The sequence below is a fragment of the Rhodococcus sp. NPDC003322 genome (genome assembly GCF_053589555.1).
Map to the genome: position 1 here is coordinate 420,768 of NZ_JBSFSC010000004.1, position 17,658 is coordinate 438,425.

The following is a 17,658-nucleotide window of genomic DNA, read 5'->3' on the forward strand; positions in this document are numbered from 1 at the left end:
CAGCGCCGACGCGCTCGCGGGGGTGACGCGGGTGCGGCTCAGCTGCCCGCGCTCCACACCGGGTAGACGTAGTGCCCGGGCCCGCCACCGGGCAGGCTCGACCCGGACACGTTCGGGAAGTCGGCAGGCAGCCGCACCAGCTCGTGCGGGTTGCCGTCCCGGTCGGCCTGCCAACAGCCCGTCAGCACTCCGTGGAAGGCGGTGCACACGATGCGGGTGCTGGTTCCGTAGGGGGAGGTGAGCCGGTCCTTCGCGACGAACGGGTTCCAGTACTCGGGGTTGTCCGGAGTCAGGAAGTGGGTGTTGCCGAACGGGACCGACGGCGACGGGTAGTCCGGAATCGGCGGCCACTCGTCTGCAGCGTTCGCTGCGGCGGGGGCACCGATCAGGGCCGCGGCGACGAGACCGGCGAGAGTGAACGAACGCAGGCGAACGGACATCGGGACTCCTCCGGTGGGTTGTCCTGCCTGTCGGGGCGCGCGGCGCGCGCGTTACCCCGCGGGATCAGGGCAGCGCCGTGAGCGTCACCGTGCTGCCCGGCTCGACGCGGGTGCCGGAGCCGGGGTTCTGGCTGATGACCAGGGACCGATCCGATTCGGAGACCTGGCGCACCTGCACCTCGAGACCGAGCCCGACCAGTTCGTCGCGGGCGGAGCCGACGGAGCGGCCGATCATCGACGGCACCTTCACCGCGGTCGAGACGGTCAGCGTCACGCTGGAGCCGGCGCCGACGCGGCTGCCCGACGTCGGTTCGGTGCCCACCACGTCGCCGGAGTCGACCCCGCTGTCGAACACCTCCCGGGTGTCGGAGACGACGATCCCGACGGCGTCGAGGGCCGCGCGGGCCTGGTCGACACTCTTGCCGCGCAGGTTCGGCACCTCGACGGGCGGTGACCCCTTGCTGCGGATCACCTTCACCTGGGAGCCGACCGCGAGCACGGTGCCGGGGCCGGGTTCGAGCGCCGCGACCGCACCGGTCGGGGCCTTGGTGCTGAACGCCTCGCCGCCGTCCACCGGAACGAAGGTGTGGGCTCGCAACGAGTCCTCCACAGCGGCGACATCGGCACCGACGGTCAGATTCGGCACCGCCGGCTTGCCGAGGGAGACCCGCACCGCCACCGAACCGTCCCGGGGCACCCGGGCGCCGGAGTCGGGGTCGGTGCCGAGGAGGACGTCCGTCGCGGCGGTGTCCGAGTACTCGCCGCGGATCTCCGTGGACAGCCCGGCCGCCTCGATCGCCGCGGTGGCCGCGGCCCGGTCCATCCCGGCGACCGAGGGAACCGATGTGTAACGCCCGGACCCGAGCCACCAGCCGCCGAGGCCGACCAACGCGGCGAGCAGCAGGATCACCGTCAGCCAGATCAGCATCGCGCGGCGGGAGCGGGCCCGGTCGGCCGCGAAATCGGGGTACTCGTACTGCGCAGGTCCGCGTCGGTGTCGGTCGTCGTCGGGCGCGGGCTCCACTGCCTCGCGATGGGTTTGCGTGGTGACGACCTTGGTGGGCTGCGGGGTGACGTGCTCGACGCCCGGGTGCGCGACGACCGCGGTCGCCGTCGACGTCACCTCCGTCGGGGCTGCGCCCTTCGGGCCCGCGCCGGCGACCTCGGTGGGTGCGGCGGCACCCGCCACCTGTCTCGCCGCGCTCAGGTGCTGGGCCGAGCTGCGGGGCGCGGGCACCCGGTAGCTGGGCAGCCCGAGCTGACGCGCCGCGCCGCGCAGGGCGGCGGCCATCTCCCCGGCATGGGAGTACCGGTCCTCGGGGTCGCGCGCGGTCGCCTGCAGGACCAGGCGGTCGAACTCGGCTGGCACGCCGGGGATCGCCGAACTCGGTGCCGGCACGTCGGCGTTGATCCGCTGATACGCGATCGACAGCGAGGTGTCGCCGGTGAACGGCGTTCTGCCGGTGAGCATTTCGAACAGCAGCACACCGGTCGCGTACACGTCGCTGCGTGCGTCGGCGTTGCCGGAGGTCACCTGCTCGGGGGACAGGTAGGCGGCGGTGCCGAGAATCACGCTCGACGACGTGGCGTTCGATCCGGCCACGGCGCGGACCAACCCGAAGTCGGCGATCTTCACCTCGCCGGAATCGGAGATCAGCACGTTCTCCGGCTTGACGTCGCGGTGCACCAGCCCGGCCTGGTGGGCCACCGCGAGCGCATCGAGCACCGGTCCGGCGACGGCGGCCGCGGCGTGCGGAGGCATCGGACCGCGTTCGCGCAGCAGTTCGCGCAGGGTGCCGCCCGCGACCAGTTCCATCACCAGGAATGCGTGCTCCCCGTCGATGCCCTGGTCGTAGACCGCGACCAGCCCCGGGTGACTCAGCCGGGCCACCGCGCGCGCCTCGAACTCGAATCGGGACAGGAACTGAGGGTCCTGCGCGAACTTGGGGTCCATCACCTTGATCGCGACCGGCCGATCCAACCGAAGGTCCATTCCCCGGTAGACCATCGACATGCCACCCCGCGCGATCGGGGCGTCCACCCGATAGCGTCGTTCGATCAGCTGGCCGATCAGCCGCTGGTCACCTGGCCCCACCCGCGTTTACCTCGTCTCCCTCGTCGTCGCCGAGTCGTCCGCTCCGGTCGGGCGGTCGGCAGTGTCCGGATCGATGGTAGCCAGCGGCGTCACCGGGTGGCCGAACCCGATACGGTTACGGGTGTGAGTGCCATTCCGTACACCGACGACGTCCTCGATCCCAGTGTCTCGCTGCTGCAGTTGCCCGATGTGGCGAAGGTGCTCGGCCTGGTGGTCACCAAGGTGCATCAGATGCTGCGCGACGGCGAGCTGATCGCGGTGCGCCGCAACGGCATCATCTCCGTCCCCGAGGCCTTCTTCGCCGGGGACGACGTGGTCCGACTCCTGCCCGGACTGCTGATGGTGCTGCGTGACGGCGGCTACACCGACGCCGAGATCCTGCGGTGGCTGTTCACCGAGGACGAGACCCTGCCCGGCACGCCGATCGACGCGATGCACACCGACTCGGCACGTGAGGTCGTGAGGCGCGCTCAGGCGATGGCCTTCTGACCCCCCCAGCCGGCCGGGCGCCGCGGCACGCCACGAGGGTGGACGTGGCGTCGGCGTCACCGGTCGACGGCACCGGTGGTGTCGGACCATTCGCTCGTGAGCTGACGGTAGCGGGGCGTCGAGCCGGCCGGGCAGTCCTCGAAGCCGCCGGGAACCGCCCAGCGCGCCAGCACCGCGCGGGCGGCCTCCCGGAGCTTCTCGTCCTGCTCCAGGAACTGCATCACACGCCGACACGGCGGCCGGTCCCCGACCAGGGCTGCGAAATCCGGGCAATCGCGCAACAGCCGTTCGAACAGTGCCTCCTGCGTCTGTAGCGGAAGCGGGAGCTCACCCGGTGGTGCGAGCGCACCCCAACCGGAGGTGTAGAGCAGAAAGGCCGATGGCCGTTCGCGGCCCTGGAGGGTCAAGCGACACTTGTCCGCGGGGACCAGCCGACGGACGTAGTTCGATTCCGTCGCGTCGAGACAGCTCAGCTGCGCCCGATCGAGGAGCGAAACGAACACCGCCGCCCGCGCCCCCGGACGGTACGTCGGTGTCGCGGCGACGTAGCCGGGTCTGCTGACATGCGCGCTGTGACTCACTTCGAGGTCGTCGACGGTGGCCCGGAAGAACGGCACGGTTGTGTCGACATCCGCGCTCGCGCACTTGCGCCGAACTACCCCCGGTGAGGCGTTGCAGCCCACGGCAACCACCAGGTAGCGGTTGTCCACACCGGCGGCATTCGATGCGCGTAGCGCGTGTTCGAGCGTGACCGACCGCGCGTCGCCGCCCGATCGCACCCGCGCTCGGCCCAGCCTGTTTCCCTCGCTCGGAACGAGACGGTCGTAGCCCCGCTCGTGGAGAAGCCCGCCGCGCGTCGGCCGGGCTCCGGGATAGAGCCACGGCGACCGTGTGATGTCGTCGGAGTTCGGGTCGACGGTGGAACCCACACCGTCCAGTATCGCCGCGGCGCCGAGTCAGGTCCGCCCGCGTCCACGATCGACCGCGCTCACTCGGCGGGGGCGGGCGCGGCCGGGCGGCTCGCGGTGTGGCGGACCCGTCCGAGTGCGGGCACCGCGAGCGAGCCGACGAGCCGCGGCGCCGTGATCGAGATCCGCCGGCGGCGCGGCACCACCACTCGCCGCCGCAGGACCGGGTAGCCACCGGCTTCGATCTCGTCGAGGATCGCCGAGTACAGCTCGAACGCGGCGACCAGGCCGGGCCGCGCGCGGGGGGACAGCATCGCCAGGCCGGGCTCCGCGACCCGGTACCAGTTCCGGTTGATCGCGATCAGGTGGGCGAGGGCCCGGGCGATCCGCGGGTCCGGCCGCCCGTCGGCGCGGCGGGCCCGCAACAGGTCGGCGTCGACACCGAACGCGGCGAGTTCGTCGGCGGGCAGGTAGATCCGGCCCCGGTCGAGGTCCTCGCCGACGTCGCGGAGGAAGTTCGTCAGCTGGAACGCCTCGCCGAGCGCGGCGGCGGCGGGTTCGGCCTCGGCTCGCGGGGTGACGGTGCCGAGCACCGGCAGCATCTGCAGGCCGATCGCGGCGGCCGAGCCGCGCATGTACTCCCGCAGGTCGGCCATCGTCGCGTACGTCGCCCGGAACTCCGGTGCACCCGGGACATCCATCCGCATCGACGCCAGGAACACGGTGAAGTGTGCCGGGTCGATGCCGTAGCGACCGATGGTGTCCGCGACCGCGCGGACCTCGGGGCGGGCGCCCGCGACGGTGCCGGCCAGTGCCGCAGCCAGCTCCGCCTCGACGGCGTCGATCTCGGCCAGACAGTCGGCGGGAGAGCGGCCCGCGAGCGCATCGACGTCGACGATGTCGTCGACGGTGCGCGCGAAGCCGTACAGTGCGTGCACCGCGGGCCGGTCCCGTCGGGGCAGCAGCCGGGTCGCGAGGTGGTAGCTCTTGCCGTGCTCCGCAGCGAGCCGTCGGCAGTGCCGGTACGCCCCGTCGAGGTCGACGGGAGTCGGGTCGTGCAGCGCGGTCATCTCAGGCCCGGTCGGGTGCGAGCGGCGCGTCCGCCGTGGTCGCCGCGACCTTCGGCTCCCGCACCGAGCGCAGCCGCAGCGGGTCCACGGTGACCAGCGAGCGGGCGGCGACGACCGCCGCGAAGGTCGCGAGCAGCACGTGCGGCAACGAGTACAGGCCGATCGATCCGTCCGGGTTGAACACGAGCATCAGCCACGTCGACAGGCCGACGAGGACCATCAGCGTCGTGGTCGACATCGCGAACCCCGCGGCGATCGCCAGCGGCCACGAGTAGTACCAGGGCAGCGCGGCGGGGGAGAGCAGCACGATCACGACCAGCGCGACGAGGATGCCGAGCACCGCCTGGCGCTCGGTCTTGCGGAACCGCCACCAGACGGCGACCAGCGTGGCGATCATGACAAGCGCGGAGATCGCCCGGGTCACCTCGAGCACCGGGCCGAGGCGCAGGCCGGTGAACCACGACGTGGAGACGGTGACGATGTGCGCGAGGATCGTCGGCAGCGACAGCCAGTTGATGATCTTTGCCGAACCCTGCAGCGCCGTCAGCCACCCGAGCCCGACGCCGGCAACGAGGGAGCACACCGCGAACACCGCCGCGAACACACCGAACCCGGTGCCGGCGGTACGCACGAACGACACCAGCGGCGACGGGGGCTGCCTGCCCTCCGCCTGTGCCCGCTCGCGTTCGTGGATCATCCAGATCCACACGAGGAACGGCAGCGCCACCCCGGCCATCGCCTTGACCGCGACACCGAGGGCGATGACCGCGATCCCGGCGACGTGTTTACGGTCGAGGACCAGGGTGATGCCGGCGACCATCAGGCCGACCATCAGAAGTTCGTTGTGCACCCCGCCGACGAGATGGATCAGGACGAGGGGATTGAGGACGGCCAGCCACAGCGCGGTCGACGCGTCGCCGCCCAGCTGGCGCGCCAGTCGCGGCAGCGCCCACATCAGCAGCGCCAGCCCCGGAAGCATCGTCAGCCGCAGCAGCATGGTGCCTGCGATCACGTTGTCGCCGGTGATCGCGGTGATGCCCTGCCCGAGCAGCAGCGACACCGGACCGTACGGCGCAGTGGTGGTGGTCCACACGTTGCTGACGTTGTCGAGCAGGATGCCGGGGTTCGCCACCGGGCCGACGGCGTACGGGTCGAAGCCGTCCCGCAGCAGCGCGCCCTGCGCGAGGTACGAGTACGCGTCACGGCTGAACAGCGGAACCGACAGCAGCAGCGGCCCGGTCCACGCGGCGATCACCCAGCGCAGCTCACCGACCTCGACGAGCCCGGCGCGTACGTTCCGCCCGATCCGCACCCATGCCGCGATCATCAGCAGCACGCCGATCCAGACGACGAGCGTCGACAGCACGAAGCCGTGACCGAACCGCAGCCACGACAGGTACATCGCCTCGAGCAGCGGGTCGCGGCGGCGGACGGCCCCGGAGCCGAATCCGCCGAAGGTGATCATGATCGCACCGAGGACGCCGAGGACAGCGGCGTGCCCGACGTCGCTACGCAGGAACGCGGCCGCCGAACGCGGCCGAGTGGTGGGGGACGACATCGGTTACTGATCTCCCCCTGTTCGGCTGGACGACGGCGAATCGGCTTGACGAGGCCACCGCCGCGACGCGGTGGAACGGTGACGGCCACACAGTTTAGTGGTTGCGGGGCCGGACCCGGGAAACGAGCCCGCCGCGTCGCTGTTCACCTGGCGTTCGACCGGTGGACGGGATCACGGCCGAGGATCCGCGCGGCGGCGAGTTTCCCGGACAGCAACACCGTCGGCACCCCGACCCCGGGGGTGGTGCCGCAACCGGCGAGGACGACGTTCGAGGCGCCGGTGGTCAGGTTGCCGCGCCGGAAGGGGCCGGTCTGGACGAACACGTGGGCGGCGGCGAAGGGGGAGCCGTCCGACATGCCGCGTTCGGCCCAGGTTCGTGGCGTGTCGACGACGTCGACCCGGAAGTGCTCGGCGATGCCGCGGTAGCCACGGGCCTCCAGCACACCCAGCAGTTCCCGGACGTACGGCTCACCGAGGGCGTCCCAGTCCAGCGGGGCGCTGCGCAGGTTCGGGCACGGCGCCAACACCGACAGCGGTTCGTGCTCGACGCCGTCGCGGACCACCCGCAGTGACGGGTCCGTGCACGCCGGGCGGGTCAGCAGCACGGAGGGATCGCTCATCAGCCGGCCCCGGCCTGCGTGCGCGGTGATCTCCGCGAAGGTGCGTTCCCAGGCGTCGCCGAAGTCGATGGTGTGATGGCCGCTGTCCGCCCACTGCCGCGCCACCTCCACGGGGACCGTGCCGTGCGCGACGACGGCGGACGGCGAGTGCCGCACCGGGCGGCGGGGCAGGCGCCGCCGCGGCAGCAGCGCCTCACCGGCGCCGAGGTCCGCGGTCAGCACGACCGCGTCGGCATCGTGGGCGGTGCCGTCGGCGGTCCGCACTCGGCGGGCCCGGTCTCCGTCGTACTCGATCGACGTGACCTCCGCGCCCAGTCGCACCTTCCCGCCCGCGGACGTGAGCGCTTCCGCCATCGCCTCCGCGACCCGCCGCATGCCGCCGTCCGGGAAGTACACCCCCATCGACGTGTCCATGTGCGCGATCGCGCCGTACACACCGAGGGCCCGCGACGGCGCGACGCCCGCGTACAGGGCCTGGAACGTGAAGATCCGCTGCAGTCTCGGGTCGTGGACCCACCGGGCGACCCGGGGGCCGAGCCGGCCGAACCCGCCGCGGCGGAGCAGCGTCCACAGGTCGCGGCGGGCCGCCGGGGTGCGCACCAGATCCAGCGGCGAGTCGAAGTTCGCGTCCATGAAGTTGTCGAAGTCGGCGCCGAAGATCGTCGCCAGCCAGGCCCGCAGCCTGCGGTAGCCGTCGGCCTCGGCGTCGCCGCACACCCGCGCGACCTCGGCGGCCATCGCCTCCTCGTCGGCGAACACCCGAAGGGCCGAGCCGTCTGCGAACCGGGCGTGGTAGGACGGGTCGAGTTGGCGCATCCGCAGCGGTGGGGTGACCGATGCGGGTTCCGCCCCGACTGCGGCGAGCGCCTCGTCCACCAGCTCGGGCATCGTGAGAACCGTTGCGCCGTTGTCGATCTCGTAGCCGGGCCCGACGTGGACGCCCACCCGGCCGCCGACCGTCGCGTCGCGTTCGAGGACGGTGACCTCCCGGCCGGCGCCGCGCAGGTGCAGCGCCGCCGCCAACCCGGACAGGCCCGCCCCGATCACCACCACCCGGCCGGTGGGGCCGGGCACCGCGCGCACCATCAGGCGTTGCGGCGGCCCACCGCGACCGCCATCTCCCGCAGGCTCGCCTTGGCGGCCTCGGTCGCCGACGACGCGTCCAGCGCGCGCAGTCCGGTCGTCGTCAGCTCGTCGATCCTCGCCTGCACCGCCTCGACGGCACCGAGGTCGGTGATGACCTGCCGCATCCGATGCACCTGGTCGTCGTTGAGGTCGGCGCCGATGCCGCGGCGCAGGAAGTCGGCGGTACCGGGATCGGAGGCGTCCGCCCGCACCAGCGCCTCCGCGAACAGCACCGTCCGCTTGCCCTCGCGCAGGTCGTCGCCGGACGGCTTGCCGGTCACCTCGGGATCGCCGAACACGCCGAGCAGATCGTCCTGCAGCTGGAAGGCGATGCCGATGTCGGTGCCGAACTCCCGATACGCCGCGATCAGGGCGTCGTCGGCGCCGGCCAGCGCCGCACCGAGATGCAGCGGGCGCTCGATCGTGTACGCGGCCGTCTTGTAGCGATTGATCCGCAGGGCCGCCGCCACCGACTCGTCACCGGTGACCTCGGTGCTCACGTCCAGGTACTGGCCGCCGAGCACCTCGGTGCGCATCGCGGACCACACGCGTGCGATCCGGGCCTGCGCGTCCGCGTCGACGCCGGACTCGCGGATCAGGTCGTCCGCCCACGCCAACGCCAGGTCGCCGAGCAGGATCGCGACCGACTCGCCGAACTTCGCCGGATCGCCCGACCAGCCGCCCACCCTGTGCCGGTCCGCGAACTCCACGTGCAGCGTCGGGAAGCCACGCCGGGTCGCGGACGAGTCGATGATGTCGTCGTGCACGAGCGCGCACGCCTGGACCAGTTCCAGCGCCGAGCAGACCCGCAGCACCGCGGCGGCGTCCGGTCCGTGCTCGTCCCCGCCTGCGCCGAGCCACCCCGTCCATGCGAACGCGGGCCGCACCCGCTTGCCGCCGCGCAGCACGAACGCCTCCAGGGCGGCGGCCGCGTCGGAGAAGGTCCCGCCGATGTTGTCGGTGATCGGACGCCGGGAGTCGAAGAAGGTGCGCAGTGCCGACTCGACGGCCGCGGGTACCGAGGTGGTCGAATCGGGAGGGGTACTCATGACGGCCACCCTAGGGCATCTCTCCCAATCCCCTTTTCGGCGCATCTGGCGCCCAATCGCCGCCCTGCGGCGTTGTCGTCGGCGCCGATACAACCCCGGTATCGGCTTCTCCTCCGCCTTCCAGGACGACGATTGTTTCGCCAGATGCATCCGAGAGGGATTGGGAGACACGCCCTGGTGGTGGCCGGAGAGCGGCCGGAGCGGTGGCCGGGAAACCTCGCCCAGGCCCGCCCCTATGATTGACCCGTGACTTTTGATGCCGTCAGGGGGCGGTCCAGCGAGGGATGGGCGTCGCAGACCCCGTCGATCGTCGACCGTATCGGTACCGCCGGAGGGCGGATCCCGTTCTCCGTCGAGTTCTCTCCGCCGCGCGACGCCGACGCCGAGGCGCGGTTGTGGCGGGCCGTCCGCGAGTTCGAGCGGATGGGTCCGGCGTTCGTGTCGATGACCTACGGTGCCGGCGGATCCACCCGCGACCGCACGGTCCGCGTCACCGGTGAACTCGCCGAGGAGACCACCCTGCTGCCGGTAGCGCACCTGACGGCGGTGGGCCACAGCGTCGACGAACTGCGCACCATGTGCGGCGCCTACGCGGACCGCGGCATCAGCAACATCCTGGTCCTGCGTGGCGATCCGCCCGGCGACCCGCTCGGCGAGTGGGTCAAGCACCCCGACGGCGTCGAGTACGCCGAGGACCTCGTCCGGCTGGTGCGGGACATGGGCGACTTCCACGTCGGCGTCGCGTCGTTCCCCGAGGGCCACTACCGCGCCCCCGACCTCGACCACGACACGAAGTACCTGGTGTCGAAGCTGCGCGCCGGCGCCGAGTACTCGATCACCCAGATGTTCTTCGACGTTGACGACTACCTGCGGCTGCGGGACCGGGTGGTCGCGTTCGACGCCGAGCAGGGCGAGAAGCCGATCATCCCCGAGATCATGCCGATCACGTCGCTGCGGTCGGCGCGGCGCAGCCTCGAGCTGTCGGGCTCGAAGTTGCCCGCCCGACTCGAGGAGCGGCTCACGAAGGCCGCCGGTGGCGGTCCGGAGGAGAATCGGGCCGCGGTCCGGGAGGTGGGCATCGAGGTGGCCACCGAACTCGCCGAGCGGTTGATCTCCGAGGGCGCACCCTGCCTGCACTTCATCACCCTGAACTTCGCGCGGGCCACCCGCGAGGTGCTGACCAACCTCGGTTTCGCCAGCAACGCGGCATAGGTGCTCACGGGCGGTGGAGCCGCCTGCCCTTCCATGCGAGGGTGCCGCGGCGGTGCCGTAGGTGGGAGTCGACGGTCAACGCGGCCAGTACCAGCATCGACAGCGGATGCGCGGCGGCGTCCACCGCGTCCCGCGTGGACGGTCGCCGGCCGGACTCGACGCCGCGTGCCAGCAGCCGTGACGCGACGGCGCCGCCGTAGGCCGCGAGTCCCCAGCGACGGTGCCCGCCGGTGACCGCGGACAGTGGTGCCAGTACGTACGCGACCGTCCCGGCCCCGAGCACCGCGGCCGCCCCGGCAGGGGAGCCGAACTGTGTCCAGAGCCACCGCCCGTGGCCGTCCCGCACCTGCGTTGCCGAGGTGTACATCCGGCAGCAGGCCAGGGTCCCGGCCGCTGCGACCGCGGTCTGCCGGCCCGCGCGGCGCAACACCCGGGCCAGTTCCAGATCCTCCGCGACGTCCCCGGCGACCGCGTGATGTCCGCCGACCGCGCGGTAGCCGTCGGCATCGAACACCAGAAACTGACCGCACGCGACCGCCATCGACGGCCGCAGGCTGCGGTTCGCGATCGGGAGGGGCGCACTGGCCAGCCACGACCAGCACAGCAGCGGCTGCAGGAGGCGCTCGACCGGTGACACGGCCACCTGGTGGGGCCACGGGCACAGCAGGTCCACCCGCAGGCGGCGCAACGTGGTGACGGCGGCGGCGACCGCGTCCGGCATGAGCTGGACATCGGCGTCGAGGAACACCAGTGCGCCGACGGGTTCGGCACCCACGAGGTCGGCGAGGTGCGCGCACGCCGCGGATTTGCCGACCCAGCCGGGCGGCGGGTCGCCCTCGCGGCGGTGAACCGTGAACCGGGCGTCGGTACCGATCGCCGCCATCGCGGCCTCGAAGGTGCCGTCGGTCGACGCGTCGTCGAGTACCAGCACCCGCAGATCGGGCAGCCCCCGCTGAGCTCGCAGATCGGCGATCAGCAGCGGCAGGGTGGTGGCCTCGTCGCGGGCGGGGACGCACACGGTGACCGGCTCGGTCACGGCGAGACCGGGACGCAGCCGGGGCATGGTGGCCGCGTTGACGGCCGCGATCGCGGCCCCGGCCGCCGACAGCGCCGCGCCGAGCCGGATCGCACCGTGCACCGGCCGCACCCGACGCCCCCCGTTCCGGGGATCAGTCCTGCTCGATCTTCGCCCGGTTGGCGCCGTCGCTGCGCAGGTAGCGAGGGGAGCGGTCGCGCTGGGTGTAGGCCATCACTCCGACGATCAGTGCGACACCGAGGGTGACGCCGCCGATGATGCCGGCCCAGCCTGCGAACCCGCGGGTGCTCGGGTCCTGGTAGCGGACCTCGGCCCGGAGCGTGTTGACCTCTCCGGGGGACAGCTTCCAGGTGACGATCGAGTCGCCGTCGCGGTTGCCGTTGGTGGTGGCCACCCGGGCCGGGAACGCGACGCTGATCTGGACGTCGCTGCTGTCGGGCACGGCCTTGAGGTCGGCCTTGCCGTCGAGGACCACGACGTCGCCTGCGCGCTGGAAGTTCAGCTGCACGGACGGACCGGCCTGACCGGACATCGATCCGAGCTGCTGCACCTCACCGAAGGTCAGGTCGCTGAAGAACACCTGGGAGCCGACGTAGCCGTCCTGCTTGTACTCCTGCACCCGTACCTTCCCGACGAGTGAGTCCGGCGGCGTCAGTTCCGGGCCCGTGTCCGTCTCGCTGGTGGGGACGGTGGCCGCGACGATCTGACCGGACACCCGGTCGTCGGCGGACACACCCATCGACACCTGGACCCGCAGGCAGCCGCTGAGCAGGGGGACGGCCAGCAGCAGCAGGGCGGTCAGCGCGGCCAGTCGGGTACGGGGGCGTCGGACACGGGACCGTTCATCACTGGTTCGGGGCGTCAGCACCTGGCCATGGTGCCAGCCCGGCTCAGACGCGCGAGCAGCGGCACGCCGACTACGCCCATGCCGACGAGTCCGTACCCCGACGACCACCCCAAATCGGGCAGGAACACCGCGTGGGCCAGGGCGGACCCGAGCCACGTCCACAGGAACAGCGCGAGCGGGACCGCATCGGCGGCCGGGCTCGGGTCGACACCGGTACACCTGAGGTCCAGCCAGGTCAGGGTCGCCGCGATCGCGGCGGCGACCAGCAGCCAGCCCGCGTAGTTGGTCCAGGGGATCGGCTCGAGGCCGGGTGGGCTCGGGTGCGCCGAGCACCACTGCCACTGGCCGTCGGCGACCATCTGGGGATCCAGGAAGAGATCCCACCCGACGATCCCGACGGTGGCGAGTGCCGCCCGGGTCAGGGGGCGGCCCCGGTCGACCACGTGGGTGACCGCGCACCACACCGGGTAGCAGCCCGCCGTCCACGCCAAGGGCACCAGGAGTGGCACCGCGGCGAGCGACGGTCCGAGGCGGTCGGTTGCGTAGTCGTAGCACCCGAACGGGATTCCCGTGCCGGTGCCGACGACCTCCGACAGCAGCCCGAGCCCGGCGGTGACGACGAGCAGTGCTGCGGCCCACCGGAACCCGCGCGTGGACCAGGCGTGGGTCACCGCCGCCACGGCGAGCGACAGCACGACGACCACCGTCACGGTGTCCCGTGCGGAGCCGTCCATCAGGGGGTAGGCGATCTGCGCGGTGACGGCGACCACCGACGCGACCAGCGCAGGCGCGGTGCGCCACGCGTGCGCGGCGGGGGCACGCGGTGACGGTGCCGGTGTGACTCGCGTCATGGCCCGTCGCGTGTCATCGTCTCAGGAGCCGGCGCAGCCGCCCGAACCTGCCGTCGGACAACGCAACCCGAGCGGCACTGCGCCCGCTGGACCCGGACACCCCGCCGCCGGGGTGGGTGGACGCCCCGGTCAGGTACAGGCCGGTCGCGTCGGGTACCCGGTAGCCGGACAGTTCCGGCAGCGGACGCCACATGAACATCTGGTCCAGGGACATCTCCACGTGCATGACGTTGCCGCCGATCAGCCCCATCTCCGATTCGAGGCTCGCCGGGGTCTGTACCAGCCGGTGGCGGATGGACGCGGTGAATCCCGGTGCGAACCGTTCGATTTCGGCGACGATCCGATCGCCCTCGGTCTCTGCCAGGTCCGACCAGCTGCGGCCCCCGCTCAGCGCGTACGGATGCCACTGCGACCACAGCGTCGCCTGGTGCTCGCCGGGCGGGCACAGGCTCGGGTCGAGGCCGCTGAAGCTCATGGCGAGCACCGCAGGCGCCGGGGGCAGTTCCCCGGCGAGTGCCGCGCCGTGCGCCAGTCGCAACTGCGCACGGTCGGTGACGAGCAGCTGCAGGCCGGAGGTGGCCGTCGCGCCCTCGGGGGCACTCGGGTACTGCGGCAGCGCGTCCGTGCCGAGCCGGAGCACCATGCCGATGCCCGGCCCGACCCGGATCCGGCGCCGCCAGTCCGCGATCCGGGCGGCGTCGTGTCCGCCACGCTCGAGCAGGTCCAGGGTGGTCAGGATGTGGCAGCCCGCGACCACGACCTTCGACCGCACTTCGCGACCCGACGCGGTGCGGGTCAGCCAGCCGTCGCCGCTGCGGCGCAGCTCGACGACGCCGTCCCCGAGCCGGACGGTGCCGCCGTCGGCGGTGAGCCGCGACGCCAGCGCCGCGGTCAGGGCGCCACTGCCGCCGACCGCGCGGCCCGGCGGAATCGTGTGCATCAGGGCGGCGAACCCGACCATCGGGGCGGTGCCCGGCTCGGACATCGGCGGTCCCGACTGGGCGCCGAACCAGGCCAGGGCCGCCTTGAGGCGCTCGTCGTCGAACCAGTCGTCGAGCAGCGCGTCCCCGGACGCGAGGAACTCCCGAGACAGGGTCGTCGGCCCGTCACCGGTGTCGAGTCCCCAGAACGAGCGGACCAGACGGCCACCGGTCGGTGGGGCACCGAACGCCCGCATCACCGACGCCGTTCGCGGTCCCCACGTGCCGACGAAGCGGCGGTACGCGTCGGCGTCACGCGTTGAGCACGCCGCGGCGATCGAGCGGCAGGTTGCCTCGAGGTCGCGGTGGAAGACGATGCCCGGTCGCGGATCTCCCGGCGGTGCCGGTGCGAACGCCCACGGGTCGCAGTCCAGATAGCGCAACCCGTGTGCGCCGAGGTCGAGTTCCTCGACGATCCCCGTGTGCCGGATCATGATGTGCGCAGAGGAGCCGCGGTCCACCCGGTGTCCGGGGAACCGTTCGACGGTCGAGACGGCGCCACCGAGTTCGGTGTCGCGTTCGAGCACTTCGACGGCCCAGCCTTCGCGCGCGAGATAACATCCCGCGACGAGCGCATTGTGTCCGGAACCCACCACCACCGCGTCGATCACGACGCCAAGGCTATAAGGGTCAGAGCGGCAGCGGACGCCCCAGCACCGCGAACGGGCGGCTGTCGCCGGTGAACCGGAAGTGCCGGACCACATCGGTGAACCCGAGCCTGCGGTAGAGCCGCCACGCCCGGTTGTTCTCGTTCGGCACCTCGGGAGTGGACAGCAGCACCCTGGACTCGGGGCGGTCGGTCAGCAACAGTCGCAGCAGCGCACCGCCGGTGCCGTGCCCCTGGGCGCGGGGCGAGACGTGCAGCTCGGTGAGTTCGAAGTAGTCGCCGAGCACTGCCTCGATCTCGTCCGGATCGGCGCCGGACCGGCGCATGCCGTCCCGAACCTGCTGCTGCCACCACTGGTGGGGTGCGCCGCGGTAGCCGTACGCGATGCCGACCATCGCGTCGGCGCCGGAGGAATCGGGAGCGAACGCGGCGACACCGCGCCACCCGGGCCGGGCGGTGTGCTCGGTCCACATCGGGGCGCGATGGATCTCGGTGCCCTTCGGGTAGCTCATCGCCTCGACGTAGATGGCGAGAGCTTCGGGCAGGCGGCCGCGCAGGTCGGCGGCGGACAGTTCGACCAGGCGGGGGACGGGGGTGGTGTCGACCGGACTCACCCTCTCTCTTGACTCCGTGTCGGTGGGGGCGGTTATATTGAATAGGTCGAACGAATGTTCGATACCGGCAATCCGGTGGAGCGTGAGGGAAGCGCGCTTCGCCGGATTGCACGGCAGGCGGGTGCGGGGGTGGATCCGGGGGGCGACGCGGGTCCGGGTGCTGTTCGGATTCCGCGGGCAATGCAGGGGAGGTGTTCGGCAGATGGCAATTCGGGTGACTCTGCTCGACCGGGCGGACGCACTGCTGGCGGAGGCGGCCGGGGCGCGTGATCCGGCGGACCGGTTCCGGGCGGCGTACCTGGCGGCGTTGCGCGGTGCGGGCGCGGCGCTCGCCGGTCGCACGCCGCGCTCGCGGTCCCGGAGTGCGTGGGTGCTGTTGAGTCGGGTCGAGCCGGACCTGTCCGGGTGGGCGGAGTTCTTCGCGTCGCACTCCGACACGCGGGCCGCGATCGAGGCCGGCATCTCCCGCACGATCACCGCAGCCGAGGCGGATCGCTTCCACGGAGAAGTGTCCAGGTTCCTGACCGTGGTCGAAGAGCGCCTCGAGGTCGTGGGCGGCCGGGGCCTTCGGGGTGAGGGCGGTCTCGTCCGCGCGTCGGCATAGGGTCGGGCGGGCCTGCCCACCAGGGCATCTGTGTGTCCGAGGGAAAATCTCGGGCAACTCGTTGTCGGAGTAGGTGGTACGGGGTGACGTGTACTCGTATCATTGACGACAGGTAGCCGCGAACGTCGGCAACCGGTCGATTCGACCCAACGATTCGGCCGCCAACTTGATGTGCCGGGGGAGGTAACCGTGCCACTCTCCGAGCACGAGCAGCGGATGCTCGATCAGATCGAGAGCGCTCTCTACGCCGAAGACCCTAAGTTCGCGTCCTCTGTGAGGGGAGGCCGTATGCGTGCGGCCTCGAGCAAGCGTCGGATGCAGGCGGGGGCCCTCTTCGTCCTCGGACTCGTTCTCCTGGTTGCGGGGATTCCCCTCGCAGCCAAGGCGGGCGTATTTCTGATCATCAGTCTGCTCGGCTTCCTTGTGATGTTCGGTGCCGGAGTTCTGTTCCTCAGGTGGGGATCAGGTCCGGGTGTGAAGGCGGGATCGGGCGAGAAGTCCGGGCCCGCGTCGTCGGCCAGTAAGCCTTCGGGCGGCCGTAAGAGCGGCGGCGGATTCTCGTCCCGCATGGAAGACCGATTCAAGAAGCGGTTCGAGCAGGAGTAGCGAACTCCGGCTTCGACTCGCAGCGAAAAGGCGCGACACGGTGTGTCGCGCCTTTGTCGTGTCTGCACGTCGTGAGTGCGTGGTGGGCGTGCCCTCGGGCCGTCCCCGCCGCGCCCCACCGGTGCCCCCCACCGCGCCCCACTGCGAGCCCCACTTCGGTCCGCGTAATTGATCCTCGCGGCCCGAAGTGGTCGATGAGCTGGGACATTCGGCGGGCCGTGTGGCCACGCTCTCGGTGAGATCAACGTCGTGGTAGACGACACACGAAAATCCCCCCACCTTCCGCCACTGCTTTGACCTGCAATGACGGTCCGAAAGTCGTGAAGGTTGCGGCATGTTCGCCTTGTGTGTGGGGGAAAGTGGGGTAACGTGGTGCGCACTGGTTCACCGGGGTGAACCACAGGGTGAGGCCGTTCGTTTCTCGGAACGACTGGGGAGGTGTCGAGATGTTTCTCGGTACCTACACGCCGAAGCTCGACGACAAGGGGCGACTGACGTTGCCCGCGAAGTATCGCGATGCACTGGCGGGAGGGTTGATGGTCACGAAAGGGCAGGACCACAGCCTCGCGGTGTATCCGCGCGAAGAGTTCACCGCCCTCGCCCGACGGGCCGCAGCGGCCTCACGGAGCAACCCGGAAGCCCGGGCCTTCGTCCGCGCGCTCGCGGCGGGAGCCGACGAACAGCACCCCGACTCCCAGGGGCGCATCACCCTGTCCGCCGACCACCGGCGCTACGCCGGCCTGACGAAGGAATGTGTGGTCGTCGGATCGGTCGACTTCCTCGAGATCTGGGATGCCCAGTCGTGGCATACCTATTCCGAGGAGAACGAGGAAACCTACTCCCAAGCCAGATCCGAATCCCTCAGCGACATCCTGTAGCCGCCATTCGTCATCGGCGGATGCCGCGCGGCCTCTGCCCGATACCGACCCTGACGCACTTCCCCAGCG

The 17,658-nt window shown here is 71.5% G+C and carries 17 protein-coding genes; 5 read left to right on the forward strand and 12 right to left on the reverse strand.

Annotated elements, in window-relative coordinates; genetic code table 11:
- Positions 1-38 precede the first annotated feature (38 nt).
- Both ACWDUM_RS18290 and pknB read right to left on the reverse strand, forming a co-directional pair.
- On the reverse strand, positions 39-440 hold the full coding sequence (locus ACWDUM_RS18290; RefSeq protein WP_450116098.1) for a hypothetical protein: 402 nt from the start codon (positions 438-440) through the stop codon (positions 39-41).
- Between the two features lie 64 nt (positions 441-504).
- Positions 505-2,535: a Stk1 family PASTA domain-containing Ser/Thr kinase gene (gene pknB / locus ACWDUM_RS18295; RefSeq protein WP_450135030.1), complete on the reverse strand. Its 2,031-nt coding sequence runs from the start codon at positions 2,533-2,535 to the stop codon at positions 505-507.
- Between the two features lie 123 nt (positions 2,536-2,658).
- On the opposite strand from pknB, the gene ACWDUM_RS18300 reads away from it, so the two are divergent.
- A complete protein-coding gene (locus ACWDUM_RS18300; RefSeq protein WP_450116100.1) occupies positions 2,659-3,024 on the forward strand; it encodes an Rv2175c family DNA-binding protein in 366 nt (121 codons plus the stop codon).
- A 56-nt stretch (positions 3,025-3,080) separates the two neighbouring features.
- Here the strand turns inward: ACWDUM_RS18300 and ACWDUM_RS18305 are convergent, their stop codons facing one another.
- The 5 genes from ACWDUM_RS18305 to ACWDUM_RS18325 form a co-directional block, all read right to left on the reverse strand.
- Positions 3,081-3,953, reverse strand: coding sequence for a hypothetical protein (locus ACWDUM_RS18305; RefSeq protein ID WP_450116101.1), 873 nt, complete (start codon positions 3,951-3,953; stop codon positions 3,081-3,083).
- A gap of 59 nt (positions 3,954-4,012) precedes the next feature.
- Positions 4,013-5,002 carry a phytoene/squalene synthase family protein gene (locus ACWDUM_RS18310; protein WP_450135031.1) on the reverse strand — a complete coding sequence of 330 codons (990 nt, stop codon included), beginning with the start codon at positions 5,000-5,002 and terminating at the stop codon, positions 4,013-4,015.
- A gap of 1 nt (position 5,003) precedes the next feature.
- Positions 5,004-6,560 carry an alpha-(1->6)-mannopyranosyltransferase A gene (locus ACWDUM_RS18315; RefSeq protein WP_450116103.1) on the reverse strand — a complete coding sequence of 519 codons (1,557 nt, stop codon included), beginning with the start codon at positions 6,558-6,560 and terminating at the stop codon, positions 5,004-5,006.
- Positions 6,561-6,703: 143 nt separating this feature from the next.
- On the reverse strand, positions 6,704-8,266 hold the full coding sequence (gene crtI / locus ACWDUM_RS18320) for a phytoene desaturase family protein (protein WP_450116104.1): 1,563 nt from the start codon (positions 8,264-8,266) through the stop codon (positions 6,704-6,706).
- Entirely contained in the window at positions 8,266-9,354 is a 1,089-nt protein-coding gene (locus ACWDUM_RS18325) for a polyprenyl synthetase family protein (RefSeq protein WP_450116105.1), read from the reverse strand. The genes crtI and ACWDUM_RS18325 overlap by 1 nt, the downstream gene beginning before the upstream one ends.
- A 246-nt stretch (positions 9,355-9,600) precedes the next feature.
- On the opposite strand from ACWDUM_RS18325, the gene metF reads away from it, so the two are divergent.
- Positions 9,601-10,566 carry a methylenetetrahydrofolate reductase [NAD(P)H] gene (metF, locus tag ACWDUM_RS18330; RefSeq protein WP_450116106.1) on the forward strand — a complete coding sequence of 322 codons (966 nt, stop codon included), beginning with the start codon at positions 9,601-9,603 and terminating at the stop codon, positions 10,564-10,566.
- A gap of 4 nt (positions 10,567-10,570) precedes the next feature.
- On the opposite strand, the gene ACWDUM_RS18335 is transcribed toward metF, so the two are convergent.
- Genes ACWDUM_RS18335 through ACWDUM_RS18355 form a run of 5 tightly spaced genes read right to left on the reverse strand, consistent with a single transcriptional unit; the run spans position 10,571 to position 15,501 of the window.
- Positions 10,571-11,713 (reverse strand): glycosyltransferase, encoded by a 1,143-nt coding sequence (locus ACWDUM_RS18335; protein WP_450116107.1) that lies wholly within the window; start codon positions 11,711-11,713, stop codon positions 10,571-10,573.
- Positions 11,714-11,735: 22 nt separating this feature from the next.
- The gene (locus ACWDUM_RS18340; protein WP_450116108.1) at positions 11,736-12,470 is read right to left on the reverse strand and encodes a DUF3153 domain-containing protein; all 735 of its coding nucleotides are present in this window, start codon (positions 12,468-12,470) and stop codon (positions 11,736-11,738) included.
- On the reverse strand, positions 12,464-13,300 hold the full coding sequence (locus ACWDUM_RS18345) for a carotenoid biosynthesis protein (RefSeq protein ID WP_450135032.1): 837 nt from the start codon (positions 13,298-13,300) through the stop codon (positions 12,464-12,466). The genes ACWDUM_RS18340 and ACWDUM_RS18345 overlap by 7 nt, the downstream gene beginning before the upstream one ends.
- Before the next feature lie 13 nt (positions 13,301-13,313).
- Complete coding sequence (locus ACWDUM_RS18350; RefSeq protein WP_450116110.1) at positions 13,314-14,891, reverse strand: phytoene desaturase family protein; 1,578 nt, start codon at positions 14,889-14,891, stop codon at positions 13,314-13,316.
- A 19-nt stretch (positions 14,892-14,910) separates the two neighbouring features.
- Complete coding sequence (locus ACWDUM_RS18355; protein WP_450116111.1) at positions 14,911-15,501, reverse strand: GNAT family N-acetyltransferase; 591 nt, start codon at positions 15,499-15,501, stop codon at positions 14,911-14,913.
- 202 nt (positions 15,502-15,703) lie between these two features.
- Between ACWDUM_RS18355 and ACWDUM_RS18360 the strand changes: the two genes are divergently transcribed.
- The 3 genes from ACWDUM_RS18360 to mraZ all read left to right on the forward strand — a co-directional run bounded on the left by ACWDUM_RS18360 (position 15,704) and on the right by mraZ (position 17,589).
- Entirely contained in the window at positions 15,704-16,105 is a 402-nt protein-coding gene (locus ACWDUM_RS18360; protein WP_450116112.1) for an SAV_6107 family HEPN domain-containing protein, read from the forward strand.
- A 189-nt stretch (positions 16,106-16,294) separates the two neighbouring features.
- Positions 16,295-16,711 carry a DUF3040 domain-containing protein gene (locus ACWDUM_RS18365; protein WP_450116113.1) on the forward strand — a complete coding sequence of 139 codons (417 nt, stop codon included), beginning with the start codon at positions 16,295-16,297 and terminating at the stop codon, positions 16,709-16,711.
- 446 nt (positions 16,712-17,157) lie between these two features.
- Positions 17,158-17,589, forward strand: a complete 432-nt coding sequence (gene mraZ / locus ACWDUM_RS18370; RefSeq protein ID WP_450116114.1) for a division/cell wall cluster transcriptional repressor MraZ — start codon at positions 17,158-17,160, stop codon at positions 17,587-17,589.
- Positions 17,590-17,658 lie beyond the last annotated feature (69 nt).

Excerpts from the sequence above, each read along its gene's own strand:
- ACWDUM_RS18310 (WP_450135031.1), bottom strand. The coding sequence starts at position 5,002 with ATGACCGCGCTGCACGACCCGACTCCCGTCGACCTCGACGGGGCGTAC.
- ACWDUM_RS18325 (WP_450116105.1), bottom strand. The coding sequence starts at position 9,354 with ATGAGTACCCCTCCCGATTCGACCACCTCGGTACCCGCGGCCGTCGAG.
- ACWDUM_RS18315 (WP_450116103.1), bottom strand. The coding sequence starts at position 6,560 with ATGTCGTCCCCCACCACTCGGCCGCGTTCGGCGGCCGCGTTCCTGCGT.
- ACWDUM_RS18345 (WP_450135032.1), bottom strand. The coding sequence starts at position 13,300 with ATGACGCGAGTCACACCGGCACCGTCACCGCGTGCCCCCGCCGCGCAC.
- crtI (WP_450116104.1), bottom strand. The coding sequence starts at position 8,266 with ATGGTGCGCGCGGTGCCCGGCCCCACCGGCCGGGTGGTGGTGATCGGG.
- mraZ (WP_450116114.1), top strand. The coding sequence starts at position 17,158 with ATGTTTCTCGGTACCTACACGCCGAAGCTCGACGACAAGGGGCGACTG.
- ACWDUM_RS18290 (WP_450116098.1), bottom strand. The coding sequence starts at position 440 with ATGTCCGTTCGCCTGCGTTCGTTCACTCTCGCCGGTCTCGTCGCCGCG.
- ACWDUM_RS18360 (WP_450116112.1), top strand. The coding sequence starts at position 15,704 with ATGGCAATTCGGGTGACTCTGCTCGACCGGGCGGACGCACTGCTGGCG.